Below are 26,537 nucleotides of genomic sequence, written 5' to 3'. Positions count from 1 at the left end.
GTGCGCGGGAGGGTGCCCGGGGTGGGCAGGGTGGTCGGCGTGCGTTCCTCGATCTCTTACGCCGTGGTGTTGTTCCTCGTCGTCTGCCTGCCGGGCGCCCTCGCGCCGCCCCGGGCCATGGTGCCGTCGTCCTCGGCCGGGCCGTCGCCGTTGTCGTCCCGGGTCGGGGTCTACTCGCTCGCGGTCGGGCCGTCTCCGGCTGCACCCGCGCGTGGGCCGGATGGTTCCGCATCAGCGGGTGCCCCGGCTCCTGGTGCTTCGGCGGCGGGCGGCTCGGCTGCGGGACTTCGGGGTGCGCCTGCCGGGCCGTTCCGGTGGCCGCTGCCGGGCGCGCCCCGGGTGGTGCGGCGCTTCGACCCGCCGCCGCAGCCCTGGCTGTCCGGGCACCGGGGCGTCGACCTCGCCGCCGAGCCGGGTGTGCCGGTGCTGGCGGCCGGCGCCGGGACCGTCCTGTTCGCCGGCACCGTCGCCGGCCGGCCGGTGCTCACCGTCGGCCATTCCGACGGGCTGCGCACCACATACGAACCGGTCCGCTCCCGGCTCACCGCCGGTACCCCTGTGGACGCCGGCACGCCGGTCGGCGACCTGCTCGCCGGGCATCGGGGCTGCGCCGAGGCGGCCTGCCTGCACTGGGGACTGCGACGCGACGCGGAGTACCTCGATCCGCTGGCCCTGCTCGGGCTCGGTCGCGTTCGGTTGCTGCCGCTGCACCCCGTCCCCGCCGGGTGATCGGGTGTGTTGCTCAGCCCTGGGCGAGCAGCGTGGGCAGCCGGACGGCCAGCCGGTCGTACTCGTCGGGGGTGTTGTAGACCTGGCCGCACAACCGCAGGTAGCCGCGCCCGTTCCAGCCGGCGATCGACACCTCGGCGGAGAGCCGGTCCGCGATCCGGGCCCGCAGCTCCCGGGCCGCGTCCAGCGTCGTCGCGACACCGGGCGGCAGCGGCACGAGCCGCATGGCGACCGCCGGTCCGCCGGGCTCCGGCAGCCGCTCGGGCGCCACACCGAGCGCGTCCCCGACGACCCGTTGCCCGTACGCGGCCAGCGCCGCGTTGTGCGCGCGTACCCGGTCCACGCCGAGGCTGCGCAACGTGAACAGGCCCACCGGGGCGGCCAGCCAACCGGTGTAGTCGAGCGTCGCCTGCCACTCGACACGAACCGGGAAGCCGCTGTCCTGCTCCCACGAGACGACGAGCGGCTGGATCTTCTCCCGCCACTGCGGGGCCACCACGAGCACGGCGGTGCCCCGCGGCGCGTACGCCCATTTGTGCAGGTTGCCGACCCAGAAGTCGGCGCCGACCGAGGCGACGGTGGCCGGCAGCATGCCCGGTGCGTGCGCGGCGTCCACCAGCACCGGCACGCCCTGCTCCCGGGCCACCGCGACGATCGCCGCGGTGGGGAACAGCCGGGCGGTCGGGGAGGTGAGCTGGTCCACGATCAGCAGCCTGGTACGCCCGGGGCGCAGCCCGTTGCGGAGGATCTCCACCACCTCCTCGTCGGTGGCGGTCAACGGCACCGGCAGGGTGCGGTGCACCGCCCCGGTGCGGCCGCACTCCCTGGCGATCGACAGCGCCACCGCCCCGTACCCGTGGTCGGTGGTCACGATCTCGTCGCCCGGGCGCAGCGCCAGCGACTGCAACACCACGGCCGCGCCAGTGGTGGCGTTGCCGACGAGCGTGGTGCCCTCCGGGTCGGCGCCGAGGAACGTGGCCAGGTGCCGCCGGGCGTGGGCGATCCGGTCGACCAGGCCCTGCGTGAAGAACCGCAGCGGGTTGGCCTCCATCTCGTCGCGCAGGCGCTGCTGGGCGCGTTGCACGGCGATCGGTACGGCGCCGAACGATCCGTGGTTGAGGTGACTGACGGAGGGATCGAGGGAGAAGAGCAGCCGAGCCCCGGGAATCGGCTCGGGTGGCTGCGGCACCGTCATCAGTCGATCCTAGCCCGAGATGGATCATGCGCCGGCCGGATTCCGCCCGCTGACCGGTGCCACCGACGCTGCCTGCGCGCTCTCGGCGGTCAGGCGCGGGGGTGCGCCTGCCGGTACGCGGCGCGGAGCCGCTCGACCGAGACGTGCGTGTAGATCTGGGTGCTGGCGAGCGACGAGTGCCCTAGCAACTCCTGCACGGCGCGCAGGTCCGCGCCCCCTTCGAGCAGGTGCGTCGCTGCCGAGTGGCGCAGCCCGTGCGGCGTCACCCGCGGTACCCCGGCGGCACCGGCCCAGCCGGACACGATCCGTCGCGCGGTGGTCGGGTTGAGCCGTCCACCCCGCGCCCCGAGCAGAAGCGCCCGGCCCGAGCCCGGGGCCAGCAGTGCGGGCCGGCCGTCGCGCAGCCAGGCGTCAAGGGCCCGCTGGGCCGGCACCCCGTAGGGCACCGCCCGCTCCCGCCCGCCCTTGCCCAGCACGCGTACCACCCGGCGAGCCTGGTCGACGTCGCTGACGTCCAGGCCGCACGCCTCGCTGATGCGTACCCCGGTGCCGTAGAGCAGTTCCAGCAGCAGCCGGTCGCGCAGCAGCACCGCGTCGGGCGGTCCGTCGCCGGCCGGTTCGCCGGATGCCGGTTCGGCGGCCGTTCCGTGGTCGCGTCCGAGCCCGGTGCCCTCGGGGTGGACCGTCGAGCGGTCGGCCCCGGGCGGGCTCCGGCGCTGCCGCGACGGGGCCTCCACCAGAGCGGCGGCCTGGTCGGCCCGCAGCACGGTGGGCAGTTCCCGCCGGGCCCGAGGGCTGGCCAGCGGCGCGGCCACGTCGTCGGCGAGCAGGCCGGTCCGGTGCGCCCAGGCGCTGAACGTCCGGGCCGCGGCGGCGCGCCGCGCCATCGTCGTCCGGGCCGCGCCCATGGTCCGCTGCTTCGCCAGCCAGCTGCGCACCACGGCGAGGTCCAGCTCCGGCAGTTCGGCGCAGCCCATCCGGACGGCGTGGTCCAGCAGCGACACCAGATCCGTGACGTAGGCCCGGACGGTGTGGACGGAGCGGTTGCGCACCCGCGACAGGTGGTCGGCGAAGTCGTCCACCGCCTCGCGCATCGAGGCGGGCAGTTCCTCGTGCGCCTCCCGGGTGCCGCGCTGCCGCTTGCTCACTGCGGCACCCGACCCAGGCGTACGGGGTCGCGGCGGGGGAGGCGGCCGGCGATCACCGCCCCAGCGTAAGGCCGGAGCGCTGCCGTGCGCCGTGCCGCCCGACGCCACACCGCCCTCGCCGTTCAGTCGCCCGGCCGCCCCACCCCGCCCCGTTCCCCGCCGTGGAGTCGCCTGGCCGCCGTGCCGGTCCGGCCGTCGCTTCGGCCTTCGCGGTGCCGGCCCGTCGCCCGTGGGTTGTGCCGTCCGCCACGTCGGCCGGGTCCTTCCGGCGTGGGATAGGTGCCGACGCGCTGAGCGGGGTGGCAGAAGCCGGTCTGGACAGGGGAAACTCATGCTGCGGCACACTCCGGTGCGGCGACCGGCGGGCAGCGTGGCCGAGCCGGCCCCGACGGAGGGTCGATCCGGCCGCGATCAGGCGAACGCGTCCCCGTGACGGTGGCGCCGGTACGAGGAGGCCGAGAGTGGGAGTGGACGCCGTCCTCTACCGGCAGATATCGGCGGGCAACGGTCGTAGGCGGCCCGCGTACGTCTCGATCGAAGTCGTGGCGGACCCGCAGGACGTGCTGCTCGACCTGCTCAAGCGTGTCCGCGGCGGTGGCCGGACCCCGCTGCTGGATCGCGTCGACCCGCTCGGCGAGCTGACCGTGAGCGCCGAGCGGATGCCGCAACTGCTCGCCGAGCTGCGGTGCCTCGCCGAGGTGGCCGGGGCGCCGGCCGAGGTCGACCACGTCCACCGGCTGGCCCGGCTCGTCCGCCGATGTGCGGAGCGCCTTGACGCCGAGATCCGGTTCGAGGGCGACTGACCCGCTCACGAGCGGGCGACCGGTGGTGGCGGTGCGAGCGCGTAGCCGTCGTCACGGCGTACCACCATCGCCAGTTCCTCCAGCATGGACAGCTTGCGCATGGCGGTGCGCAGGTCCACCCCTGCGCGCGCCGCGACGCTCTCCAGGTCGAGCGTTCGGCGGCGGGGTAGCGCCTCCAGCACCTGGGTGGCCTCCTCGTCGAGCCGGTCCCGAGGACGCTCGGGGGCCCGGGCGGGCGGCGCCAGGTCGTACCCGATCCGCCCCACCTCCTCCAGCACGTGCGCGACGTTGGTGACCAGCCGCGCCTCCGGCCGCTCCCGCAGCACCTCGTGCCCGCCGACCGACATCGCTGAGGTCACCGGCCCCGGCACCACCATCGCCGGCCGGCGCAGGCCGAGCGCCCGGTTGAGCGTCTGGGTCGCGCCGCTGCGCGCGGCGGCCTCGACGAGGACAGTGCCGTTCGTCGCCGCCGCTATGACCCGGTTGCGGATGAGGAACCGTGGCCGCAACGGCTCCGCCCCGGGAATCCACTCGCTCACCAGCAGGCCGGTCTCGGCGATCCGGTCGAACAGCGCGGCGTTGCCCATCGGGTACGGGCGGTCCACGCCGCAGGCGAGCACGGCGACGGTGCGCCCGCCCGCTGTCAGCGCCCCGCGATGTGCGGCGGCGTCGATGCCGAACGCCCCACCGGACACGACTGTCCACTCCCGGTCGGCCAGGCCGTAGCCCAGCTCGGTGGCGATGTGCGCGCCGTAGGGGGTGGCCGCCCGGGCGCCGACCACCGCCACCGAGCGCGCCAGCACCTCGCCGAGCGGCCACGCTCCGCGTACCCAGAAACAGAGCGGCGGATCGGTCTCCACGTCGACCCGCCGGGTGGCACCGGAGAGCGCCAGCCGGCGCAGGTCGCCGACCTGAGCCGGCCACTCGTCGTCCTCCGGGGTGACCAGGCGGGCGCCGAGCCGTTCGCCGCGGGCCAGCGCGTCGGCGGCGACCGTCCGGGCGTCACCGGCGGCGCCGCGCGCCGCGACGGCCGACCGCAGTGTCCGCTCCGGCGCCCCGCCGGACAGCAGCAGGTCGAGTGCGGCGACCGGGCCGAGCCGCTCGACCAGTGCGTACACCGACCGGGTGCCGGGCTCGGCGAGCCAGGTGAGCGCGACCCGCGCCAGCCGGCGGTCGTCGGCGCTCACGCGACCTCCCCGGTCCTGAGCTGGATGGCCTCCGCCACGTCGTCGTGGCCGGGCCGGTCCCGCCCGTCCAGGTCCGCGATGGTCCAGGCGAGACGGAGTACGCGGTCGTAGCCGCGCGCGGACAGCGATCCGGTGTCGAGCCGGCGGCGCAGATCCGTGGTGACCCGGGCCGGCAGGTGCCACGGCGGCCGGCGCAGGTACGGGCCGGGGACGTCGGCGTTCACCCGATGCCCGGTGGCCGCCCAGCGATCGGCGGCGGCGTGCCGCGCGGCGACGACCCGGGCGGCGACGGTGGCCGAGGACTCGTGCGCGGCGTCGGTGCTCAGCAGCTCCGCCGCGCGTACCGCAGTCAACCGGACCTGTACGTCCACCCGGTCGAGCAGCGGACCCGACAACCGTCCCAGGTAGCGTCGCCGGGCCAGGGGCGGGCACTCGCAGTCGACGTCGCCGGAGGGCTTCGCGCACGGACAGGGGTTGGCCGCCAGCACCAGTTGGGTGCGGGCCGGGTACTCGGTGGCGCCCCGGGTACGCGCCACCCGCACCCGGCCGCTCTCCAGCGGCTGCCGCAACGCCTCCAGCGCACCCTTGCTGAACTCGGGCGCCTCGTCCAGGAACAGGACCCCACGGTGGGCGAGCGACACCGCGCCGGGCCGGGCCAGCCCGGAACCGCCTCCGACGAGCGCGGGCACCGTGGCGATTGGTCCGTGGGTGGTGCGTCGGATAAAGCCCGTGTTTCGCTGATGATCATGGAGACTATGCGGCCATACCTGAGGGTGTCCGACAACCAGCGGGGCAAGTCCGAGTCGGTGAAGGAGCAGCTTGCCGAGCTGGACGACGACGCAGACAACCGAGGCTGGCAACTCGGGACGGCGTACGCCGACGACGGGATCTCGGCCAGCCAGTACGCGACCAAGGTCCGGGGTGACTTTGGGAAGCTGCTGGCCGACCTGCGGGCCGGTAGCTTCGGGGCGGACATCCTCGGTCTGTGGGAGCTGTCCAGGTTCAGCCGCCAAGTCGATGAGTGGACCCCCGCCCTGCGCCTGCTGGAGGCGGCCAGAGTGCGAGTCTGGGTGTCCGATGTCGGGAAGCTGTATGACCCGAGAGATCCGGACGACCGCGCGACGCTGCTCAGCGGCGCGGTCCGGGCCGAGTACGAGTCGGCGCAGACCAGCCGTCGGGTGAAGCGGACCGTCCGCCAGAAGGCCCGAGCTGGGTGGATGCACGGACAAGCCCCGTTCGGATACCGACGCGAGTACGACCCCGAGACAGGGAAGCTGCTGCGGCAGGTGATCGTGCCCGAGGAAGCCAAGGTGATTCGGGAGATCTTCGACCGGATCGAGGCAGGGCACTCGCTGCGTCAGGTCACGGCCAGCCTGAACGCGGCCGGGGTCCGGTCCCGCGCTGGCCGCTTGCTGTCGGAGCAGGTCGTACGCGGGATGGCGACCCGAGACACCTACGCCGGTCGCCGTCGGCACTCCAACAAGGCCTCCCACGGCAGGGGCGGGCAGGTCTACGAGGCGGTATGGCCGAAGATCGTTGAGCCGGAGCAGTTCGACCGGGTGGCGGCCATCCTGAACAACCCCGCACGGCGCGTGAACCGCGACGGGCAGGGGCGTCACTTCCTGTCGATGATCGCGGCATGCGACCTGTGCGACGCCCCGATGACGACTTCGCAGCGTGGCGGCGAGCCTTGGCACTACCGCTGCCACGCCAACTGCGGGATTCAGGTAAACGAGGAACTGCTCGACCGGATCGCGTTCGACGTCATCGTTGCCTACCTCAGCCGAGACGACGTGTACCGGGAGCTGACCCGGAAGCGCGGCGACAGCCCGGAGGTCACGCAGGTACGGGCTCGGCTGGCAGCAGTGCGGCGCAACCTGGTCGACCTTGAGAACGAGCTTGCCGCCGAGCTGATAAGCCCGAGGATGGCCGGCGCAGCCGAACGAAAGTGGCTCGCCGAGGAGCAGTCGTTGCAGCAGCGGGAGCGGGAGCTGCTCACTCCGCCAGCTCTGGCCGCCTTCATCGGTGCCGGGGGCGACGTCCGGGCCCGGCTGGAAGCGGCACCGATGCCCGCCCGGCGCGCGGTCGCCCGTGAGGTGTTGTCGCCGGGGCTGGTCGGTCAGCTCCGAGTGGGCCGGGTGAAGACGAACCGTTGGTGCGCCGAGTGCCGCAAACCGACGTGCGTTCACCGCGTTGCGGATCGACTCGTCTGGGGTCGTGCGGTTTAACCCGCTTTGCGCCCTGCGCAGATCTCGTGCTTTCCTGGGGATGCGGTTGGGACAGGAGCACCGGGACGGACGAGCCCGGCGACAGCCGCCGGATCGCGGGGCGGGCACCAGACCTGCCCCGGGGCCGGTAAGCGCCTTGGGTGGTAGCACCGAGCCTTGGTCGGTTGGGGACCGGCGTCCGTGAGCCTAGCCCGCTCGCCCCGAGCACAGACCTCGCTTCTGTGCAGGAGAGCCGCAATGGGCAGGCACACCATTCCTTGGACCACCGACCCCCGCCTCATGGCGGCCGGGGGCCGGATCGGCAACCTGAGCCGCTGCCACGGGGGCGACGCCCCAGAGACGCTGGCGGCCAAGACTGAAGTGCGGGCGGTCCGCGCCGAGCTGGCGATCGAAGACCTGATCAGCTCGGCCCCGGCCCCGACCCCGGAGCAGGTCGAGCGGCTGCGTCGGCTGCTGCCGCCCGTCGACGGCACCGGATCGGCGGTGGCCGCCTGATGGGCCAGCGGACGAAACCCCGCACGAAGCGGGGCACCGGACGCGGCAAGGGGCAGCAGCCGAGCCGCGTGGTCAGCATCCGACCTGACGACTTCGACTTCCTAGCTCGGACTCTCGGCCCGGACTGCTTCACCGACTTGCGCCCTCCGACAAGGACCAAGCGTGGAGGCCGTCGATGACCGCCGGATACAGGTCCGGGCCCGGAACTGGCGAGGGCCGAGGGGGAGCAATGCAACACCTGATCGTGACGAGTCCACCGACGGAGGTGGAGCCCACCGGGCCCTGCCCGGAAGTGACGACCCCGGTTGGCGTGATGAGCGGCCAGGCCCTGCGGGAGGCGGTGGGTACCGCATTCCGGCTCGCCTTGCAGTACGGGACCCCGGTGACGATCGCGGGTCTGTGCGGTCGGGCGGTGCTGTTCTGCGCCGACCGCACCTGCGAGCACGCGGCGGGTCCGCTGAGGGTCCTACCCGACCTGCACGTTGCCGAGCTGGCCGCCAACGGCGTGACCCCGGAAGGCACCCGGCTGCGCGCGGGGGCGCGTTCGGCCCTCGTGGTCGGGGCCCCCGCGCGGGCCTGGAAGTAACCGAGATAAGCGGCGGGCCCCGGGTGACGACCGGGGCCCGTCCTAGCAACCAGTGCCTCTGAGCAGGGGCGAGACAGGAGTTATCCGATCATGCAGCTTGACGCCGTAGCAAGTCCGCCGACCGAGGACGAGCGGGTCTGGGCCGACGAGTGGGTCTACCCGTTCATCTGGGACAACCTTGAACCCGACGAGCAGGCGACGCTGCTCGGGAAGCTGCGAGCCCACCCGGACGCGGCCGACCTGATCGAGATCGCGATGGCGGCCAAGCAGACCCGAGAGCGGGACCTCGAACTGGCGTGGGTGGATCCGTTCGCGTTCGAGTGCGAGGACCTGACGCTGGCCCGGAAGATGGCCCCGGCCGACGCTGCGCGGCTGGTAGGCCGAGAGTGCACCCACCGGGTGCCGCTGCTGCTGCGTACTGACGACGACGTGACCGACGACGAGTACGAGCACCTGAACGAGCACGCCAGGCGGTTCGGGGGGCGGGTGGTGCCGCTGCGGCGCGGGTTCGCCTACTGGTGGAACAGCGAGATCGACGAGCGAGAGGCGGTCGCGAGGGTGCGAGCAGAGCAGGCCCAGCAGGACGGGATCGGCCCGACGACGGCCCTCGTGGCGTCTCCGTCGCCCTCGCTGGCCCTCCCGGGTATGCCGGTGGGGGTGCAGGTCCCGCAGGCGACGGGAAGCCTGTACGAATCGCCTGCCTACCTCGCACTCAAGGCGTCGCTGTTCAGCGAGGACGAGTTCGACCAGCGGCCCCCGGTCGACTGGCTGGTTCAGGGGGTGCTGCCCCGGGGCGCGCTGGGCTACCTGATCGGCGAACCCGGCAACGGCAAGACGTTCGTCGCGCTCGACCTCGCCTACAGCCTCGCCACCGGGCGCGACTGGTGGGGACACGAAGTCGCCGAGACGGGCCCGGTGCTGTACGTCGCGGCCGAGGACGACCGAGGGGTTCAGGCTCGGGCGCGGGCCTGGCGGTCCCGGTTCTGTGGCGGCCAGACCACCGGGAAGGTTCACTTCCTGACCCACGCCCCGCAGGTCGGGGAGCCGGGCAGCTTCGACGCCCTGCGGCTGCTGGTTGGGGTGCTGCAACCGGTGCTGGTCATCCTCGACACCCAGGCCCGGGTCACGCGAGGGCTGGACGAGAACGACAGCAAGGCGATGGGCGAACTGATTCACCAGGCGAACCAGATCCAGAAGCTCGGGGCGGCAGTCCTGTCGGTTCACCACCCGGCCCGGGGCGGGACGGTGCCCCGAGGCTCGTCCGCACAGGAGGGGGCGGCAGATGTAGTGGTCCTGTGCACGATGGACGACGACAAGGTTCTCAAGGTGAAGAACACGAAGCAGAAGAACGCGGCCGAGTTCGAGCCCCTGACGCTGGGCCTCGACCCCGAGGGCGAGTCCGCCGTGTTGAAGACCGCCCAGCCGCTGCGATGGGAAGGCCAAGAGCAGATCGTTGCCTGGCTGGACGAGCTGGGCCTGCCGCAGAGCGCCGGGTACCCGACAGCCAACAAGGCCCTCACCGAGGCGGGACGCACCGTGACCAAGCGAGCTTTGGAGGACGCGCTCCGGCTGCGCAAGAGCCGGGTCCCGCTGCCGAAGGTGGTCGGCCCTCGGTAGGAGGCAGCCAGGCACGACGGACGGGCCTCACGCCTGCGGGCGGGGGCCCGTCTCCGTGCCCGAGCCGCCACCGGAAGTCAGCGCGAGGACACGACGAGTGGCTGTAAGGGGTGAGGCGCTCCCCGTTCCTTGCGGGGAGTCGGCTCCTCCCCGCTTGCCACCCCGACTCCCCACCCTCCCCGGGGAGTCGTGGGGAGTCCGAGCCCAGCAACCACCCCGTGCCCGGTCAGAGGGGATGCGGCGACTCCCCGGGGAGGGCGGGGAGCGACGGGGAGGAGGCGGCCAGGCAACAGACCAGGCTCCCCGCCCCGCCCCCTACCCCCGGAGGGGGCGGGGCGGGGAGTCGGGTCGCGTGGATGAGAAAAGGGGGAGAAGTAAGACGCCCCTGCCGTGTCTGGCCGCCTGCCTGACCTTCGGCTGCGTGGGTTTACGCCTCTCGTCTCAGCACAAAGTTGATCGCGCTGAGCAGTACAACCAAGGTCGCCCCGAAGGCGCCGCCCCCGGCGAGCAGAGCCTTGCCCACGCTCGGATCGAGTGCCCAAGAGATCCACCCGGTGACGAGGCCGAACAGGCTGGCCGCCATGACAGCGACAAGCAGCAGCAGCACGCGGGTGGCGACATTGTTACCCATCCGTACAACCCTTCGTCAGACACAGTGATCACTTCGGATCAGCCGTGCCCTCCCTTGGGCTCCGGGGCTTCGCCTTGCTTCGCAAGATGTCAGGCGAGAGGGCGTGAAGTCAAGAGTTGGGCTCCATTGGTAGTACGGTCTAATTCAGACTGTATGTACAGACCAATGGCCGGAGCAGCGAAAACATCAGTTTTTGACGACGAGCCCAAGGAAGACCCCGCCACTCTTCCTGGCCTCTCTCCCTCCTCGCCTATTGGGGGAATAGGGCGAAAAACGCCACTGGTCCGCGTGTTTTCGTTGAGGGATGACGTGCGAGTGCGCCTGCCTGGTCTGCGGCGGGCAGATGGACCGGGCCAAGGCCCACCGGGGCGATCGGACCTGTTCGCCGGTCTGTGCCGAGCTGGTGCGCTGGCTGCCTTGCGAATCCTGCGGGTGGCCGGCTCGGTCGAACAACGCCAGCCGCAGGGGTCACCGGCCCGGTCACTGCGTCCCGGAGTCGTTCGGACCCCCGCCGGAGTTGGCTGCCTGGCGTCAGGCTAGGGCGACGCAGGAGCAGGCCCGGGAGGGGTGCTCGGAGGCCCGTCGTCGGGCTCGGGAGCAGCGGACGGCCCGGCGTAGGGCCCTGGTCGATCAGGCGTCAGTCAAACGGGACCCGTACGCCGAGAGCCACCGGGACTACACCCGCCGAGTGCGTGGCCAGAAGGCGGCCAGGCTGCGGGCAGAAGGCAAGTCATGGTTGGAGGTGGCGACCGAGGTGAAGCTCAAGTCGGAGGGCGCGGCGTACAACGCGGCCAAGCGGTACGGGGACCCGGCCGACGTTGACCGCTGGCCGCCGGGTCGAAAGTCGGTTCAGGTAGAAGGCGGGGTACGGGATCAACCCATCGCCACACCGGTGGCGATGGGTTCGTGTCGGTGATGCCGGTCTTGAGGATGAACTTCTTGTGCAGGGGGAGGTCCTTCTCCTCCATCTCCTCGTTCGAGTTGCGCAGCACGTCGTTCAACTTGTTGGCGAACTGCGTGAGGCCGAGGGCGCGGGGGTTGATGAAACCCGCCTTACCCTCGGCCTCACTGGTGTCTCAGGACCGGCTGTTCTTGCTGCCCCTCCGCCCCAGCACGAGGGAGAAGGTGCCGATCGCTCCAGCAGCCACCGTGCTAATCGCCGCGATGGCCGCCTGGGCGACGTTGGACATGTTTTCGCTGGCCAGGACGATCCAGAGCAGCGAGCCGATGGCCAGCGACGTGACCAGCACCAACCCCATGATCAGGGGCGTTTCCGTGTTGCCTCGACCCCGGGGCTGGCTCTGCCTGGGCGTCCTCGTTACCGTTGTCACCTGGTCTTCGTTCCTCCCTCGTAGTTGTCCATCACCGGACACCGGCGGACGTGACCGCCTTGGCAGCCTCTGGGGTCCGATCCCAGGGGCTGCCTGCTTTCACAGGCGAACCACCTCAACCGATGTGTGACTGTATCGAGCGGGGTAGACAAAGGAGCGGCACCGCTGTTCCGGTCCACCCGCGACAGTCGGGTCTTGGATCACTTAACGTCTGGTTTGCTTCTAGGGTTCCCTGCCCGATGGGCGTGGACGCGAAGTACAACGGTCTGGCCCAGCGGCTGTTGCTTCTTGGTTAGAAAAATCATGAGAGGTCTCGGTATCCGGCCGCTTGCGGCTCCCCAAGCCTCCCCAGGGCTCCCCATATTGCCGTCTGCCTCGGTAAACCGACGTGTTCCGATGGGTGGAGCAACCAAGATCGACCGAGGGGGAAGCGGTGACTAAGACGGGACCTTGGTACGCCAAGCGCACCTGCGTGACCGGTTGGTCGGGCGGAATAGCCGCTCTGGTGAAGGGCGGGGAGTATTGGGATCCGAGGCTGCCAGCTGAGCGACCCGAACTGTTCGTGACCAGCAAGGCCGAGGCGATGCGACCGGACCCGCAGACCCGGGCCTGCCGTCACTGCGGCGCGGTGTTCGAGGTGCCGACCGGTCCCGCCTCGGAGCAGGTCTATTGCGGCCGGAAGTGCCGCAAGGCCCGCGAGGTGATGCTCAGGCGGGCTGGCCGCATCGTCGGCCGTCCGATTGACTCCTACCCGAGCAACAGCCTCGACGCCCTCGAACGGTGGATGGCGCGGCACGCGGAGAACCGGGCGGTGGTGGAACACCTTCGTGGACACCTCACCGAGTACACGGTGGGCCTGACCCGGTACGAGAACGACGACCTGAACCTGCGCAACGAGGTCGAGCAGCGGGGCCTTCTGATCGCCAAGGTCAACGAGTGGTCGGCCAAGGCCGAGCAGATCGCGCACGAGGCGGAGAGTCTGACGAACACGCTGCGGTCGACCGAGGAGCAGCGGCGGCTGATGCACGGCTACGCCCAGAAGGCCCGAGAACGGGAAGGGTTCCGAGAGCGGCTGCAACAAAGCTGGGACCGGTTCTTCTCCGAGGACGGGGGCGAGGGTCCGAAGCGCCAGGCGGTCACGCCCAGCGGCGAGCCGGGCCCGGTGGGCGACTTCGTGTACCCCGACGACCCGGGGGTGTACTGAGATGCCGACCATGACCAAGAAGGGCCGGTCGGGCAAGGACCCGGCCCCGAAGTGTGGCCGGGCTGGCTGCTCCGGCCGCATCCCGCGAGCTGCCTACCGGGCCGGCAACCGGTTCTGTTCTGGAACCTGCCGCACGAGTCGGGCCAAGCCACTGCCGCCGCAGCAGCGTCGGTGCGAGGGCGCGGGGTGCAAGGCGGTCCTCGGCCGATATGACGGCAAGGCCCCTGACCAGTTCTGCCGAGAGCACCGACCGCTGCCGCCCCGACCGCCCCGGGTGATCGGTCGGCGGGCGACCAAGCAGGAACGCCGACGCCAGGTGGAGTACCTCAAGGCGAAGTACGGCGCGTAGAGGCTCCCGACCGTCCTGGGCCCGGAGAACCCGGGGCGGTCGGGTGAAGCGAGGCGGCCAGGGGAAGGCGTCGAACACCGGACTCCCTGGCCGCCTCGCCGTATCCAGGGTCGGGCGCGTGTCGAGACAGGGTGAACACGCCCGGAGTGCACGGGGGGATTGTGCCGTTTTGAGCCGGATGTTTTCCTGGGAGGCAAGCACCAAGATCATCTATCCCAGGGAGTGGCGAAATGGCGAAGCGCACGAAGGTCGGGAAGCTCGGCCCCTGCACCTGCTCGAAGTTCGAAGTCGGCATCACCACCGACGGGCCCGACGGCAGCGAGCCGGACGTCACCATCGAGACGACCGGCTGCGACCGGCAGACGCCCCGGCTGTTCGCCCAGGGCCACGACGCGAAACTGGTCAGCTTCCTGGTCCGGGCTGAGATCGACGGCAAGGAAGTTCGGTACGGCCGGGGTGAGGGCACCGTCATCGCCTCCGACGCGGTGACCGCGCTCAGGTCGGTCAGCGAGGCCCTCGCGGTGAAGGCGTCAGCCATGCTGACCAAGGCCCAGGAGCGGGCGGCCAAGAAGGCGGCCAGCAAGAAGACCGAACCGAGCCCGGAGCCGCAGCCCGAGCCGGAGACGACCCCGGACAACCCGCACGGGCACGGGCAGCGGATCAAGGTCGGCCGGTGGATCTACCCGGCGACCGTCATGCCCCAGGGCTCGGCGGTCTACCACACCCCAAAGGGTGAGCGCCGGGTCGCCGAGGCCGGCAAATGGAGCCTGGTGGAGGAGGGCAAGTGACTCCCGTGGACCTGCTGGCCGAGGCGGAGATCTGCCTCGGCTTGGCCGCCGACGAGGCTGCGGCGGTCGTGCGGCACCGGCTCGCCACCGGGCATCCCGAGCCGTTGGAGCCGTTCACCCGGCCGAGCTGGGTGCCGACGGTCGCGATGAACCTGGCGGCGGTGAGGGCCGCCGGTTGGCTGCTGGACGCGGGCACCGAGGACGAGCGCGACGAGTGGGAGCACCTGCTGAATATGGCGGTGTGGGAGGTCGTGGGGGAGGCTGCCGACGAGTACGCGGGCTGATTCACGGGAGCCACGAGACGGGCCCGGGGTGCGACGACAGTGCCCCGGGCCTCTCCGTGTCTCCGTGGGGCTCCGAGATGCCTCGTCGGGCCTACTCGTCGTCGTCCGCTGGCCGGGGCTGCCTGTGCTCAGCGATCCAAGCTTCGACGTCGGCCTTGAGCCAAACCTTTGTGGCTCGCAGCTCCTGGTACGGCTTCGGGAACGAGGGGCGCATGGCGATCTGCTGGAACCGCGATCGGGAGACGTTGAGCCGCTCGCAGATCTCCCAGGGCCCCATCAGTTCGCCCGGTCCCTCCGTCATAAACCGAACCTAGGCACGGCTGGGGCTCCCCGGGTGGGGGTCCCCGATCGGGGACACGCGAACAGGGGTCCCCAGATGATTGACGGAGGGGTAACCGCTGGGGTGCGATGGCGGAAGGCCCCCCGCCCGGTGGCGAGTTTCGCGGCGGGCGGGGGAGCCACCTGCAAGCCGACCCACCCAGGAGGCCCGAAGGTGACCCAACGCCACGCCCCGCTCAAGCCCCTGTGGGTCTGCACCGCAGACCTGCTCAACTGGCCATGCGAGAACGCCAAGGTCGAGTTGGTCGCGGACTACAAGCACGACCGGCGCAACCTCGCCGTCGACCTGGCCGCCCTGATGCGGCAGGCGACCGACGACCTGACCAGGCTCTACTCCGAACCACCGGACCCCGCCGAGATGCACACGCGGTTCCTCGGCTGGCTGCGGTCGGTGCGCAATGTCTGACCCGATCGGCACAGGTCTGCTGCTGGCCGCCGTCATCGCCCAAGGCATCGGCTGCTGGGTCGCCTGGTCGTGGGGCCGGTCCGCTCGGCGCAGCCTCCGGCAGACCATCGACCAGGCCACCCCGACACCTCCGCCTGGCTGGCAGCCGCGACACCGCCTGTCCGCGCTGAACGCCCCGACCCGGCGGTACCCTGCCCTCACCCCGCGCCAGTAAGTAAGGCCCCCGAGCCCTCGGCCCTTCCGGTCGAGGGCTCAGGCGTACCCCGGAGTAGGCACCACCCACGTGCACACTGCCGCAACCGTGGCGGTGTGGTGCGGCGCCTGGAGCGGGGGACGGCGCAGCAGCCCGCCACCGGGTGGCAGCAGGCCGGCGATCGAGTGCAGCGCCGTCACCTCCAGGGCTGCCTCGTCGTCCAGTTCGGGCAGGATCGACGGCAGCCGTTCGGCGAGCATGGTCTTGCCGGCGCCGGGTGGACCGAACAGTGCGAGGTGGTGGCCCCCCGCGGCGGCGATCTCCAGGGCACGCCGCCCGAGCGGCTGCCCGGCCACGTCGACCAGGTCGGGCCCGGCCGGGCCGCAGGCCGGGACGTGGGCGGGTGGGGCGAGCAGCGGACTGCCGTCGCGGACGTGGGCGACGAGCCGGTGCAGCGTGTCGACCGCGTGCACGCGTACGCCCGGGATGACTGCCGCCTCGGCGGCGTTGCCGGCGGGTACGACGACGCGGGTGTGCCCGGCGCGGGCGGCGGCGGCGACCATCGGCAGCGTGCCGCGGACGGGGCGTACCGCGCCGTCGAGGCCGAGTTCGCCGAGCACGACTGTGGCGTCCAGGGCGACCGGTGGCAGTTCGCCCGAGCCGGCCAGGACGGCGAGCGCGATGGCGAGGTCGAACGCCGAGCCGTACTTCGGCAGGGTGGCGGGGAGCAGGTTGAGCGTGATGCGGCGGTTGGGCCACTTCTGGCCTGAGTTGACGATCGCGGCGCGGACCCGGTCGCGCGCCTCGTGCAACGCGGTGTCCGGCAGACCGGAGATGATCACCGCGGGCAGTCCGGGAGCCAGGTCGGCCTCGACCTCGACGAGATGCCCGGCGACTCCGGCCAGGCCGACGCTCAGCACCTTCGCGTACCCCATGTCAGAACGCGCCGCGGAGGTGCTCGACGCGGGCGGGGCCGGTGAGCGGGAGCCGGACGGAGAGCACGTCGAAGCGGACCTCGGCGGCGGTGGTGCCGGTCTCGGCGAGCCAGCGGGCGGCCAGGCCGCGCAGCCGGCGGGCCTTGGCCCGCACGACGGCCTCGGCGGGGGAGCCGAACTGCTCGCTCCGGCGGGTCTTGACCTCGCAGATGGCGAGGACCGGACCCTCCCAGGCGATGATGTCGATCTCTCCCTCGGGGCAGCGCCAGTTTCGGGCGACCGGGCGCAGGCCCGTCTCGATCAGGTGCCGTAGCGCGCACCGCTCGCCGTACGCCCCGACGGCTCGGTTCCGGTTCGTCATGCCGGCCAGGATGCGACCGGAGGCCACTGTCGCGGGGGACGCGGATCGGTTGCCTGTGGACAGGGGTGGGCTTGTGGACGGAACGACGATCATGGGCCCGATCTGCTACGGAGCCTGGTCGCCGTGCTGAACCGCGAGTGGGTGGTGCCCGCCTTCCCCGACGACTTCCCGTACCCGGACGTCGCGCCGACGTTCACGCCCTACGGCTACTGACCGTGTCTCGTTGGCGACCCGGCGACATCGGTGCTGACCTGGGCCGATCCCCAGGAGACCCGAATGGCGCGGCTGGTGCCCGTCGCATACCGTGCCGGTCGTGGACGGACGACGGAGCTACTCCGAGGATGAGCAGGGGTCGCGATGGGGCGACCGGGGATACGAGTCGGACTGGCGCGCCGCGGGCGAGCCCCGCTACCGCGACGACGACTACCGCACGCCCGAGCAGCGCGCCGGTGAGAACCGGTACGCCGAGCCGGGCCGGTACTCCGCCGCCGATCCGCTGGTGGACGACACGAGCAGCTGGCGGTCGCAGCGTCCGGACGACCCGGAGGTCTCCGGTGAGCTGCCCGGATCGCGCGCCGGCCGTCGCGCGGCACGCGAGTCGGCGGCCGACCCGCTCGGCGCGGTGTCCCGCAGCGGCGTCGACGCGCTCGGCACCGCCGCGCACGGCAACCCGCTGTCGAGCACGCTCGGTACGCCGGCGACCGCCCCGCTGACCGGCGCGGCCCCGGCGGGCACCGACCCGTACGGCCTCATCGCCCACGGCAGCGACCCGGCCGGTGGCGCCGGCGTCGACGCCCGCAGCGCTGTCGGCGGCGTCGACAAACCCCGACTCAGCCCGATCGGCGGCTACCCGGTCGTCGAGGCGGCGCCTGGTACCGCGGGCGCGGACGGCGGAGCCGAGGCGACCGCCGCGGCGCGGCTGAACCCCGGTGAGGCCACCCCGCTGCGGATCGGTGAGCGTCCGGGCGGCCCGGCCCAGCCGGCCGCGACCCCGAATCCGCTGGAGATGCCGACCGGCCCGATGCCCGCGGTGCTGCCGCGTCCGGACGGGCCGCCGCCCGGTGACGGCGTCTACCGGACCCGGCGCCCCGCGCTGGCGGTGCTGCTGGCGGTGATGGTGCTGGTGCTGGAGGTGCCGGCGGTACGGGTGTTGCTGCACGGCCTGTTCGGCGACCCGGTGTCGACGTCGCACGTGGTGGTGGGCATCTTCCTGGTGGTCGGCCTGCCGATCTTCGGCACCGGCCTGTACGGGCTGCGCACCGGCGGGCTGGCGCTGGCCGACGGCAGCCGGGGCTGGCTGCGCCCGCCGACGGCGTACCTGACCGTCGGGCTGGTGCTGTTCCTCGCCGCCGCCCTCGCGGCGGGCTGAGACGCGGCCCGACCCCGGTACGCCGGAGTGGCGGTGTCACCGACAGGGTGACGCCGCCACTTCGCCGTCCTGGAGTCGATCAAGGCGCTCCTGGGGCCGATCAAGGCGCACCTGGAGTCGATCAGGCCGGCCTCCGCACCCGGAGGTCGTACAGCGGAGAGGGCGCGTACACTGGTCGACTGGCGACCGCCTCGTGCGGTCGACCTCGCGTGCCCTCTCCACGGTCTCCTCCGTGGGGCGACGGCCTCCCTGGTCCCGGTCTGACGTATCGGGCCCACCCTGGCCGGCGATCGGGCGCCAGGCGTCCGGCCGCCGGCTGGACGGACAACCAGGGACAACGTAGGAGTAACCCACCATGGCCGTCGTGACCATGCGTCAGCTGCTGGAAAGCGGTGTGCACTTCGGGCACCAGACCCGCCGCTGGAACCCGAAGATGAAGCGCTTCATCTTCACCGAGCGCAACGGTATCTACATCATCGACCTGCGCCAGACGCTCGACTACATCGAGAAGGCGTACGAGTTCGTCCGCACCACCGTCGCCGGTGGCGGCAGCATCCTGTTCGTCGGCACCAAGAAGCAGGCCCAGGAGGCCATCGCCGAGCAGGCGACCCGGGTCGGCCAGCCGTACGTCAACCACCGCTGGCTCGGTGGCATGCTGACCAACTTCCAGACCGTGTACAAGCGGCTGCAGCGGATGAAGGAGCTGGAGGCCCTGGGTGACCTGAGCGGCACCGCCGCCGGTTACACCAAGAAGGAGACGCTCCAGCTCTCCCGCGAGAAGATCAAGCTCACCAAGACCCTCGGTGGTCTGCGGGACATGCAGAAGCTCCCGGCCGCGGTGTGGATCGTCGACACCAAGAAGGAGCACATCGCCGTCGACGAGGCCCGCAAGCTGGGCATCCCGGTGATCGCGGTGCTCGACACCAACTGCGACCCGGACGAGGTCGACTTCCCGATCCCGGGCAACGACGACGCCATCCGCTCGGCCGAGCTGCTGACCAAGGTCGTGGCCGCCGCCGTCGCCGACGGTCTGATCGCCCGTTCCGGCCGCAACCGGGGCGCGGACGAGAAGCCTGAGGCCGGCCAGGTCGGCGCGGACGAGCCGCTGGCCGAGTGGGAGCGCGAGCTGCTCGAGGAGCCGAAGAAGGCCGACGAGCAGCCCGCCGCCGCCGCCGAGCCGGCCGCGCCTGCCGCCGAGCAGCCGGCGACCGCCTCCGCGGAGTGATCTCGCCGTCGCGTCCCCACCGTCGGCGATTCCCGGCGGTGGGGGCGTGACGGGTACGCCGGGCAGAACCGGCCCGGAACCGGGTAACCAGCACCCCAGACCACCTCACTGACACCGAAGAGAGAGTCATGTCCAACTTCACCGCCGCGGACGTCAAGAAGCTCCGCGACCTCACCGGCGCCGGCATGATGGACTCCAAGAAGGCGCTGACCGAGGCCGAGGGCGACTTCGACAAGGCCGTCGAGATCCTGCGCGTCAAGGGCGCCAAGGACGTCGGCAAGCGGGCCGGGCGCACCGCCGCCAACGGCCTGATCGCCCACTCCGGCCAGGCGCTGCTCGAGCTCAACTGCGAGACCGACTTCGTCGCCAAGAACGACGCCTTCATCGCGCTGGCCCAGCAGCTGGTCGAGCACGGCGTGGCCAGCGGCGCCACCAACGCCGAGGAGCTGCTCGCCAGCAGCATCGACGGCAAGAGCGTGGCCGACCTGATCCAGGAGCAGTCCGCCAAGATCGGCGAGAAGCTGGTGCTCAACCGCTTCGCCAAGCTGGACGGCACCACCGCGGTCTACATGCACCGCAAGAGCCAGGATCTGCCCCCGGCGGTCGGCGTGCTGGTCGAGTTCACCGGCAAGTCGGACGAGGCGGCGGACGCCGACGCGCGCGCCGTGGCCATGCAGATCGCCGCGATGCGGCCGAAGTACCTCACCCGCGACGAGGTGCCGGCCGAGACCGTCGAGTCCGAGCGGCGCATCGCCGAGCAGACCGCCCGCGAGGAGAACAAGCCCGAGGCGGCGCTGCCGAAGATCGTCGAGGGCCGGGTCAACGCCTTCTTCAAGGACTTCGTCCTGCTGGAGCAGTCGTCGGTCGCCGACAACAAGAAGACCGTCAAGCAGGTGCTGGCCGACGCCGGCATCGAGGTGACCCGCTTCCTGCGGTTCGAGGTCGGCCAGGCCTGAGCCGCCGCACCGGGCCGTCCGGCCCGGGCACAGGGGACAACGTCGACGAGGAGGCCGCCGGTGTACGCGACAGGCACCGCGGCCTCCTCGTCACATAGGGTCGGCAGGGGCACGTACGCGACGCTCGCGCGATGCGCGGGGAGAAGGGGCGGGGCGGATGACGCAGGTTGTGAGTGACCGGAGCCTGGCGGCGGAGGACCCGACCGCCCCTCCGCCCGGTCGGTCCCGCCGGGTGGTGCTGAAGCTCTCCGGTGAGGTCTTCGGCGGCGGCGCGATCGGCGTCGACCCCGACGTCGTGCAGGGCATCGCCCGCCAGATCGCCACAGTGGTACGCCGCGGCGTGCAGGTGTCGGTGGTGGTCGGCGGCGGCAACTTCTTCCGCGGCGCCGAGCTGCAGAAGCGCGGCATGGACCGCGCCCGCGCCGACTACATGGGCATGCTCGGCACGGTCATGAACTGCCTGGCCCTCCAGGACTTCCTGGAGAAGGAGGGCATCGAGACCCGGGTGCAGAGCGCCATCACGATGGCCCAGGTCGCCGAGCCGTACATCCCGCTGCGCGCGATCCGCCACCTGGAGAAGGGCCGCGTGGTCATCTTCGGTGCCGGCGCCGGCATGCCGTACTTCTCCACCGACACGGTGGCCGCCCAGCGGGCGCTGGAGATCCGCGCGGACGTGGTGCTGATGAGCAAGAACGGCGTGGACGCGGTCTACACCGCCGACCCCCGGATCGACCCGACCGCGAGCAAGCTCGACTCCATCACCTTCTCCGAGGTGCTGCGCCGTAACCTGCGGGTGGCCGACGCCGCCGCGTTCAGCCTCTGCATGGAGAACGGCCTGCCGATGCTGGTCTTCGGCGCCCAGGGCGACGACACCATCGTCCGGGCCGTCGGCGGCGAGAAGATCGGCACCCTGATCACCGCCTGACCGGCCCGCCGGCCGGCAGCGGTCCCTCTGCCACGGCAGCACCCGCACCACACACGACGAGCGACAGAAGGAGGCGAGGAGACCGGTGATCGACGACACCCTCCTCGAGGCGGAGGAGAAGATGGAGCGTGCCATCGAGCACGCCAAGGAGGAGTTCGGCGGCATCCGTACCGGACGCGCCAACGCCGCCATGTTCTCCCGGATCGTCATCGACTACTACGGCAGCCCGACCCCGCTGCCGCAGATGGCGTCCATCGCGGTGCCCGAGCCGCGCATGGTGATCATCAAGCCGTACGACAACTCGCAGCTGGGCGCCATGGAGAAGGCGATCCGCGACTCGGACCTCGGGGCCAACCCGAACAACGAGGGCAACCAGCTCCGCATCGTCCTGCCGCAGATGACCGAGGAACGGCGCCGCGACATGATCAAGGTCGCCCGGCAGAAGGGCGAGGAGGCCAAGGTCGCCGTCCGCAACATCCGCCGCAAGGCCAAGGAGGAGCTGGACCGCCTGGTCAAGGACGGCGAGGTCGGCGAGGACGAGGGCCGGCGCGCGGAGAAGGAGCTGGACGACCTGACCCAGCGCTTCGTCGCAGGAGTCGACGAGCTGGTCAAGCACAAGGAGAGCGAGCTGCTCGAAGTCTGAGCACCCGCGTACCTCGCACGGCACCGCGCCGCCGTCGCCCGCCCGGGCGGCGGCCCGGTGCCGTCGTCGTGCCCGGCGGCGCACACCCTCGGGGCCGCGGCGGGTGCAGTAGGCTCGGCACGATTCCCGACCACCACGGGGTGAACGGCGGGAGTCGCCCGGCCGTCGGTCGGTCAACAGGAAGTCTCACGCCGGTAGGGGATGGTCTTGGTCTTGCGTCATGTGGTGGCTCTCGTACCGGCTGCCGGTGCGTGATGTCCCACCCCGACCCCTACGGCAACACCGAGTCGCGTGGCTGGGACCGCCCGGCCGCCCCGGCCCTGCCCTGGCCGGACACCGATCTGGAGCCCGGCCCCTGGCGGCCCGGCCCGGCCGCGCACACCCACCCCGCCGAGCCGGACACCTACGCGCGTCCCGGAGCAGCCCCGGACCCGTATGCCGGTCCGGACACGTACACCGGATCCGACACCTACGCCGGGCCGTACCCGACGACCTCGCGGCACCACGACGGCCCGGGCCGGTACGACGGACCGCCGGCCGGCGACCGTGGGCGGCCCGCCGGGCCGGACCACGACGGCCCGTGGGGTGAGACCGCCCGAGACGACGAGTACCCGACCGCGCAGATCGCGCCGGTGCGCGACGAGCCCACCGAGCAGATCCCGGCGGTACGCGACGAGCCCGCCTCGGAGCCGCCGGCCGGGCGCCGCGGGCCGGGACGCCGGCGGGCGAGCGCCGAGCGTCCGCCGACCACCGTGCCGAAGACGTCCCGGGCGGGGCGCAACCTGCCGGCCGCGATCGGCGTCGGGGTGGCCCTCGGCGCGGCGGTCGTGGTGCCGCTGTTCTTCTTCATGCCGGCGTTCCTCGCCGTGCTGGCGACCGCTGTGGGGATCGGCATCTGGGAGATGGCCCGCGCGGTACGCCGCAGCGGCGCCCACCCGCCGCTGGCGCCGCTCGTCGCCGGTGGCGTGATCACAGTGGGCCTGGCCTGGTACGCGGGCCCCGACGCGCTCTGCCTCGGCCTGCTGGTCACGGTGCTGGGCACGATGATCTGGCGGCTGGGCGACGGGCCCGGCAACTACCAGCGCGACCTGACCGCGGCCACCCTGATCGCGGTGTACGTGCCGTTCCTCGCCGGGTTCGCGGCCATGCTCGCGGCGGCGCCTGGTGACGGGCACCTGCGGGTGCTGGTGACATTGGCTGCGGTGGTGCTCTCCGACACCGGCGGGTACGCCGCGGGCGTGTCGTTCGGCAAGCACCCGATGGCGCCCACGATCAGCCCGAAGAAGTCCTGGGAGGGCTTCGCCGGCTCGGTGACGGCCGCGGCGGCGGGCAGCGCGGCGCTGCTGTGGGCGTTGTTCGACGTGGCGCCCTGGTGGGGCGCATTGTTCGGGATGGCGATCTCGGTCTCGGCGGTGCTCGGTGACCTCGCCGAGTCGATGATCAAGCGGGATCTCGGCGTCAAGGACATGAGCAACCTGCTGCCCGGGCACGGCGGCCTGATGGACCGGCTCGACTCGATCCTGTTCGCCGTGCCGGTGGCCTACCTGCTGCTCGCCGTCTTCGTCCCGGTGGTGAACTGAGGCATGCGTCACGGCGGCGACCCGCTGCGGGCCGGGTGGCCGGGGGCGATTCGACACGTACGGACGGGTGCGTCCGGGCGGGAGCGTGTCAGACTGGACGCGCCATGACGAGTCTTCCGCTGATCTCCGTAGACCCCGACGCCCGCGGCCGCCGGCCCTCGATGCCTCCCCGCCACCTCGCCGACCTGGACCTGCCGGGCCGGCAGGCGCTCGTCGCCGAGCTGGGTGAGCCCGCGTTCCGCGCCAAGCAGGTCTCCAACCACTACTTCGGCCGCCTGGTACGCGACCCGGAGCGGATGACCGACCTGCCGGCGGCGACCCGGGAGCGGCTGGCGGGCGAGCTGCTGCCCACGCTGCTGACCCCGGTCCGCGAGCTGGCCTGCGACGACGGCGCGACCCGCAAGGCGCTCTGGCGGCTGCACGACGGCTCGCTGGTGGAGAGCGTGCTGATGGGCTACCCGGACCGGGTGACCGTCTGCATCTCCAGCCAGGCCGGCTGCGGCATGGCCTGCCCGTTCTGCGCCACCGGCCAGGCCGGGCTGACCCGCAACCTGTCCACCGCCGAGATCGTCGACCAGGCGGTCTACCTGGCCGGGGTGGCCGCGTCCGGCGTCGTGGCCGGTTCGCCGCCGCGGCTGTCGCACGTGGTGTTCATGGGCATGGGCGAGCCGCTCGCGAACTACTCGCGGGTGGTGGCGGCGATCCGCCGGCTGGTGGCCCCGGCGCCGGAGGGGCTGGGCCTGTCGCAGCGGCACATCACCGTCTCGACCGTCGGTCTGGTGCCGGCGATCCGCCGACTGGCCAGCGAAGACCTCTCGGTGACCCTTGCGTTGTCGCTGCACGCCCCCGATGATGAGCTGCGCGACGAACTCGTCCCGGTCAACCAGCGCTGGAAGGTGTCCGAGGTGCTGGACGCGGCGTGGGACTACGCGGCCACGACGGGGCGTCGCGTGTCCATCGAATACGCGATGATCAAGGACGTGAACGATCAGCCGTGGAGAGCCGATCTGCTCGGGCGGCTACTGGCCGGCAAGCTGGCCCACGTGAACCTGATCCCGCTCAACCCGACTCCGGGCAGCCGCTGGGACGCCAGCCCGAAGCCGGTCGAGCGGGAGTTCGTCCGGCGGTTGCGCGACGCCGGGGTGTCGACCACGGTGCGCGACACCCGGGGACGCGAGATCGACGGGGCCTGTGGGCAGCTCGCCGCCGCCGGGGACACGGACGGCGACTCACGCGCGGCAACGGCGTAGCGGTACGAGACCAGGAGACATAGTGGCGAGTCAGGGTCAGCGTTTCCGGCGTAAGGCGCTCCGCCGGGGCTACAAGGTCGACGAGGTCGATGCCTTCCTGGACCGGGTCGAGGCGACACTCGACGGCCAGCCGATCGGCGCGCCCGTGGCCTCCCAGGAGGTCCACGACGTCGTCTTCCGGGTCCGGTTCAACGGCTACGACGAGTGGCAGGTCGACCTGCACCTCGACCGGGTCGAGCGCCAGCTCGCCGAGCTGGAGGAGCGCGGTGGCGCACCGGCCGGGCGTGGTGGCGACCCGCGGATGGCCGACCGGCTCGGCCCGCCGATGCGCGACGACCGGGGCATGTCGCCGGTGCCGCAGCCGCCGATGCCGCCCCGGCAGATGCCCGCCCAGCCCGGCCCGCCCGCCGACCGCTACGGCAACCGCTACGACGAGCCGACCGGCGCGTTCGCCGGTGGCTACGACGGCCCGCGCGGTGGCTACGACGGCCCCCGCGGCCCGGGTGGCCCCGGCCCGATGGGCCCGGGCGCGCCGATGGGGCACGGCGGCCCGCCCTCGCGCGGCCTGCCGCCCGGCCCTGGTGGCTACGGGCCGCCGGACAACGGCCCCGGCGGCTACGGGCCGCCGGACAACGGTCCCGGTGGGTACGGCCCGCCGGACAGCGGCCCGGGCGGCTACGGGCCGCCGGACAGCGGCCCCGGTGGGTACGGCCAGGAGGAGCGCTTCGACGGGTTCGAGGCCGGCCGGCGTGCCCGTGCCGACATGACCGCCGAGATCCGCATGCCCGAGCGTGAGCTGCGCGGTCGTGGCCCCGGTGGCCCGCCGGCGCTGCCGCAGCAGGGTTACGGCGCACCGGAGCCCGGCTACGGCCCGCCGGACCCGGGTTACGGGCCGCCGGACCAGGGCTACGGCCCGGGCCCCTCGATGACCGGCCCGCCGCTCGTGAGCCCGCCGGTCGCCGGTCCGCCGATGGTGGGGCCGCCGATGGCCGGCCCGCCCGGCAGCGACCTGCACCGGGTCGACCAGATCCGGCGCAGCTTCCAGGTCCGGCGGTTCGGCAGCGGGTACGACCCGGACCAGGTCGACCGGTTCTTCGAGACGCTGCTCGGCGGCATGCAGGGGCGCAACCCGATGCCGGTGAACCCCAAGGAACTCGACACGCTGCGCTTCGGGCTGGTGCCCGGTGGCTACTTCGAGGCCGAGGTCGACGCCGCGCTCAAGGACGTGCAGGACATCCTGCTCGGCCGCTGACCCCGCCTCCCGAGACGACGAAGGGCCCGCCCCCCGGTGAGGGGGCGGGCCCTTCGCGCACTACCGTGGGCGCCGCGCGTCAGGACCGCAGGCCGTTGCGGCGCAGCACGGCGTCGCCGATGACGATGGCGATCAGCAGTCCGGCGATCCCGAACAGCCAGATGTGCTCCACCCGGCCCTCCTCGATCCCGCAGAGCGCCATCAGTACCAAAGCCACCGCCGACAGCACCGCACCGATCCGTCCGGACTTGCGGTGTCCGGGCTTGTGCTGATCTGGCGCGGTTACCGGCTCGTCTCCTGCCACTGTCGGTCCTTCCCTCGCGATCGGATCTCCGATCAGTCTGGCACGGCCCGAACCGGGCCCGGCGCAGGGTCCGACCTCCTGTGCCGGGGATGACCCGGGCGGGCGACAGCGGGCGGGCGGCACGGCCCGGGTCGTTGGTCCCGTACCGGTGGGGGCGGTTGGCCACTACCGGCGTCGCGGGACGGCGAGCACACTGCCTCCGGTAGCGTCTTGACGTACACCTT

At 72.3% G+C, this 26,537-nt stretch carries 27 protein-coding genes and 2 pseudogenes; 19 read left to right on the top strand and 10 right to left on the bottom strand.

Annotated elements, in window-relative coordinates; translation table 11 throughout:
- Positions 1-117: 117 nt before the first annotated feature.
- Positions 118-729, top strand: a complete 612-nt coding sequence (locus tag FB455_RS10805; protein WP_145753351.1) for a M23 family metallopeptidase — start codon at positions 118-120, stop codon at positions 727-729.
- A 13-nt stretch (positions 730-742) separates the two neighbouring features.
- Here the strand turns inward: FB455_RS10805 and FB455_RS10800 are convergent, their stop codons facing one another.
- Together FB455_RS10800 and FB455_RS10795 are read right to left on the bottom strand one after the other, a co-directional pair.
- Positions 743-1,924, bottom strand: coding sequence for an aminotransferase class V-fold PLP-dependent enzyme (locus tag FB455_RS10800; protein WP_145753178.1), 1,182 nt, complete (start codon positions 1,922-1,924; stop codon positions 743-745).
- An 89-nt stretch (positions 1,925-2,013) separates the two neighbouring features.
- A complete protein-coding gene (locus tag FB455_RS10795) occupies positions 2,014-3,018 on the bottom strand; it encodes a tyrosine recombinase XerC (RefSeq protein ID WP_184977848.1) in 1,005 nt (334 codons plus the stop codon).
- Between the two features lie 515 nt (positions 3,019-3,533).
- On the opposite strand from FB455_RS10795, the gene FB455_RS10790 reads away from it, so the two are divergent.
- Positions 3,534-3,875, top strand: a complete 342-nt coding sequence (locus FB455_RS10790) for a hypothetical protein (RefSeq protein ID WP_013284600.1) — start codon at positions 3,534-3,536, stop codon at positions 3,873-3,875.
- Between the two features lie 5 nt (positions 3,876-3,880).
- Here FB455_RS10790 and FB455_RS10785 read toward each other — a convergent pair whose 3' ends face one another.
- Both FB455_RS10785 and FB455_RS10780 read right to left on the bottom strand, forming a co-directional pair.
- Positions 3,881-5,062 (bottom strand): DNA-processing protein DprA, encoded by a 1,182-nt coding sequence (locus FB455_RS10785; protein ID WP_145753174.1) that lies wholly within the window; start codon positions 5,060-5,062, stop codon positions 3,881-3,883.
- A pseudogene (locus FB455_RS10780) lies at positions 5,059-5,757 on the bottom strand (ATP-binding protein); the annotation flags it as partial. The pseudogene FB455_RS10780 and the gene FB455_RS10785, both read right to left, overlap by 4 nt.
- Before the next feature lie 78 nt (positions 5,758-5,835).
- Between FB455_RS10780 and FB455_RS10775 the strand changes: the two are divergent.
- The 4 genes from FB455_RS10775 to FB455_RS10760 all read left to right on the top strand — a co-directional run bounded on the left by FB455_RS10775 (position 5,836) and on the right by FB455_RS10760 (position 9,988).
- Entirely contained in the window at positions 5,836-7,290 is a 1,455-nt protein-coding gene (locus FB455_RS10775; protein ID WP_186466392.1) for a recombinase family protein, read from the top strand.
- 237 nt (positions 7,291-7,527) lie between these two features.
- Positions 7,528-7,785, top strand: a complete 258-nt coding sequence (locus FB455_RS10770) for a hypothetical protein (protein ID WP_145753168.1) — start codon at positions 7,528-7,530, stop codon at positions 7,783-7,785.
- A 229-nt stretch (positions 7,786-8,014) separates the two neighbouring features.
- Entirely contained in the window at positions 8,015-8,371 is a 357-nt protein-coding gene (locus FB455_RS10765) for a hypothetical protein (protein ID WP_145753166.1), read from the top strand.
- A 90-nt stretch (positions 8,372-8,461) separates the two neighbouring features.
- Entirely contained in the window at positions 8,462-9,988 is a 1,527-nt protein-coding gene (locus tag FB455_RS10760) for an AAA family ATPase (RefSeq protein WP_145753164.1), read from the top strand.
- Positions 9,989-10,415: 427 nt separating this feature from the next.
- On the opposite strand, the gene FB455_RS10755 is transcribed toward FB455_RS10760, so the two are convergent.
- Entirely contained in the window at positions 10,416-10,619 is a 204-nt protein-coding gene (locus FB455_RS10755; RefSeq protein WP_145753162.1) for a hypothetical protein, read from the bottom strand.
- Between the two features lie 1,076 nt (positions 10,620-11,695).
- A complete protein-coding gene (locus FB455_RS34250; protein ID WP_186466391.1) occupies positions 11,696-11,869 on the bottom strand; it encodes a hypothetical protein in 174 nt (57 codons plus the stop codon).
- 643 nt (positions 11,870-12,512) lie between these two features.
- Between FB455_RS34250 and FB455_RS10750 the strand changes: the two genes are divergently transcribed.
- The 3 genes from FB455_RS10750 to FB455_RS10740 all read left to right on the top strand — a co-directional run bounded on the left by FB455_RS10750 (position 12,513) and on the right by FB455_RS10740 (position 14,575).
- Positions 12,513-13,154 carry a hypothetical protein gene (locus FB455_RS10750; protein ID WP_145753160.1) on the top strand — a complete coding sequence of 214 codons (642 nt, stop codon included), beginning with the start codon at positions 12,513-12,515 and terminating at the stop codon, positions 13,152-13,154.
- Between the two features lie 579 nt (positions 13,155-13,733).
- Complete coding sequence (locus FB455_RS10745) at positions 13,734-14,291, top strand: hypothetical protein (protein ID WP_145753158.1); 558 nt, start codon at positions 13,734-13,736, stop codon at positions 14,289-14,291.
- Entirely contained in the window at positions 14,288-14,575 is a 288-nt protein-coding gene (locus tag FB455_RS10740; protein WP_145753156.1) for a hypothetical protein, read from the top strand. Before FB455_RS10745 ends, FB455_RS10740 begins: the two co-directional genes overlap by 4 nt.
- Positions 14,576-14,666: 91 nt before the next feature.
- Here the strand turns inward: FB455_RS10740 and FB455_RS10735 are convergent, their stop codons facing one another.
- Complete coding sequence (locus FB455_RS10735; RefSeq protein WP_222434133.1) at positions 14,667-14,876, bottom strand: helix-turn-helix transcriptional regulator; 210 nt, start codon at positions 14,874-14,876, stop codon at positions 14,667-14,669.
- 192 nt (positions 14,877-15,068) lie between these two features.
- Here FB455_RS10735 and FB455_RS10730 point away from each other — a divergent pair, with 192 nt between their 5' ends.
- Together FB455_RS10730 and FB455_RS10725 are read left to right on the top strand one after the other, a co-directional pair.
- Positions 15,069-15,320 (top strand): flavin reductase, encoded by a 252-nt coding sequence (locus FB455_RS10730; RefSeq protein WP_145753154.1) that lies wholly within the window; start codon positions 15,069-15,071, stop codon positions 15,318-15,320.
- Positions 15,313-15,534, top strand: coding sequence for a hypothetical protein (locus FB455_RS10725; RefSeq protein ID WP_145753152.1), 222 nt, complete (start codon positions 15,313-15,315; stop codon positions 15,532-15,534). Before FB455_RS10730 ends, FB455_RS10725 begins: the two co-directional genes overlap by 8 nt.
- 74 nt (positions 15,535-15,608) lie before the next feature.
- On the opposite strand, the pseudogene FB455_RS10720 reads toward FB455_RS10725, so the two are convergent.
- Positions 15,609-16,448: pseudogene (locus FB455_RS10720) on the bottom strand (magnesium chelatase domain-containing protein); the annotation flags it as partial.
- Between the two features lies 1 nt (position 16,449).
- Positions 16,450-16,809, bottom strand: a complete 360-nt coding sequence (locus FB455_RS10715; protein ID WP_030269908.1) for a YraN family protein — start codon at positions 16,807-16,809, stop codon at positions 16,450-16,452.
- Positions 16,810-17,113: 304 nt separating this feature from the next.
- Here FB455_RS10715 and FB455_RS10710 point away from each other — a divergent pair, with 304 nt between their 5' ends.
- From FB455_RS10710 to FB455_RS10675, 8 genes are all read left to right on the top strand, one after another.
- A complete protein-coding gene (locus tag FB455_RS10710; protein WP_013284604.1) occupies positions 17,114-18,178 on the top strand; it encodes a hypothetical protein in 1,065 nt (354 codons plus the stop codon).
- A 355-nt stretch (positions 18,179-18,533) separates the two neighbouring features.
- Positions 18,534-19,403: a 30S ribosomal protein S2 gene (gene rpsB, locus FB455_RS10705; protein WP_013284605.1), complete on the top strand. Its 870-nt coding sequence runs from the start codon at positions 18,534-18,536 to the stop codon at positions 19,401-19,403.
- A gap of 128 nt (positions 19,404-19,531) precedes the next feature.
- A complete protein-coding gene (gene tsf / locus FB455_RS10700; protein ID WP_013284606.1) occupies positions 19,532-20,359 on the top strand; it encodes a translation elongation factor Ts in 828 nt (275 codons plus the stop codon).
- A 157-nt stretch (positions 20,360-20,516) separates the two neighbouring features.
- The gene (pyrH, locus tag FB455_RS10695; protein ID WP_013284607.1) at positions 20,517-21,284 is read left to right on the top strand and encodes a UMP kinase; all 768 of its coding nucleotides are present in this window, start codon (positions 20,517-20,519) and stop codon (positions 21,282-21,284) included.
- Positions 21,285-21,369: 85 nt separating this feature from the next.
- Positions 21,370-21,927: a ribosome recycling factor gene (frr, locus tag FB455_RS10690; protein WP_013284608.1), complete on the top strand. Its 558-nt coding sequence runs from the start codon at positions 21,370-21,372 to the stop codon at positions 21,925-21,927.
- Positions 21,928-22,181: 254 nt separating this feature from the next.
- Positions 22,182-23,507, top strand: a complete 1,326-nt coding sequence (locus tag FB455_RS10685; RefSeq protein WP_145753150.1) for a phosphatidate cytidylyltransferase — start codon at positions 22,182-22,184, stop codon at positions 23,505-23,507.
- A 104-nt stretch (positions 23,508-23,611) separates the two neighbouring features.
- Complete coding sequence (gene rlmN, locus FB455_RS10680; protein WP_013284610.1) at positions 23,612-24,757, top strand: dual-specificity RNA methyltransferase RlmN; 1,146 nt, start codon at positions 23,612-23,614, stop codon at positions 24,755-24,757.
- 22 nt (positions 24,758-24,779) lie between these two features.
- Positions 24,780-26,009 carry a DivIVA domain-containing protein gene (locus tag FB455_RS10675; RefSeq protein WP_145753148.1) on the top strand — a complete coding sequence of 410 codons (1,230 nt, stop codon included), beginning with the start codon at positions 24,780-24,782 and terminating at the stop codon, positions 26,007-26,009.
- A gap of 79 nt (positions 26,010-26,088) precedes the next feature.
- Here FB455_RS10675 and FB455_RS10670 read toward each other — a convergent pair whose 3' ends face one another.
- Positions 26,089-26,313, bottom strand: a complete 225-nt coding sequence (locus FB455_RS10670) for a hypothetical protein (RefSeq protein ID WP_013284612.1) — start codon at positions 26,311-26,313, stop codon at positions 26,089-26,091.
- Between the last annotated feature and the right edge of the window lie 224 nt (positions 26,314-26,537).

The sequence above is a fragment of the Micromonospora sp. CNZ296 genome (genome assembly GCF_007827635.1).
This window is presented reverse-complemented; position numbering and strand designations above follow the sequence as displayed.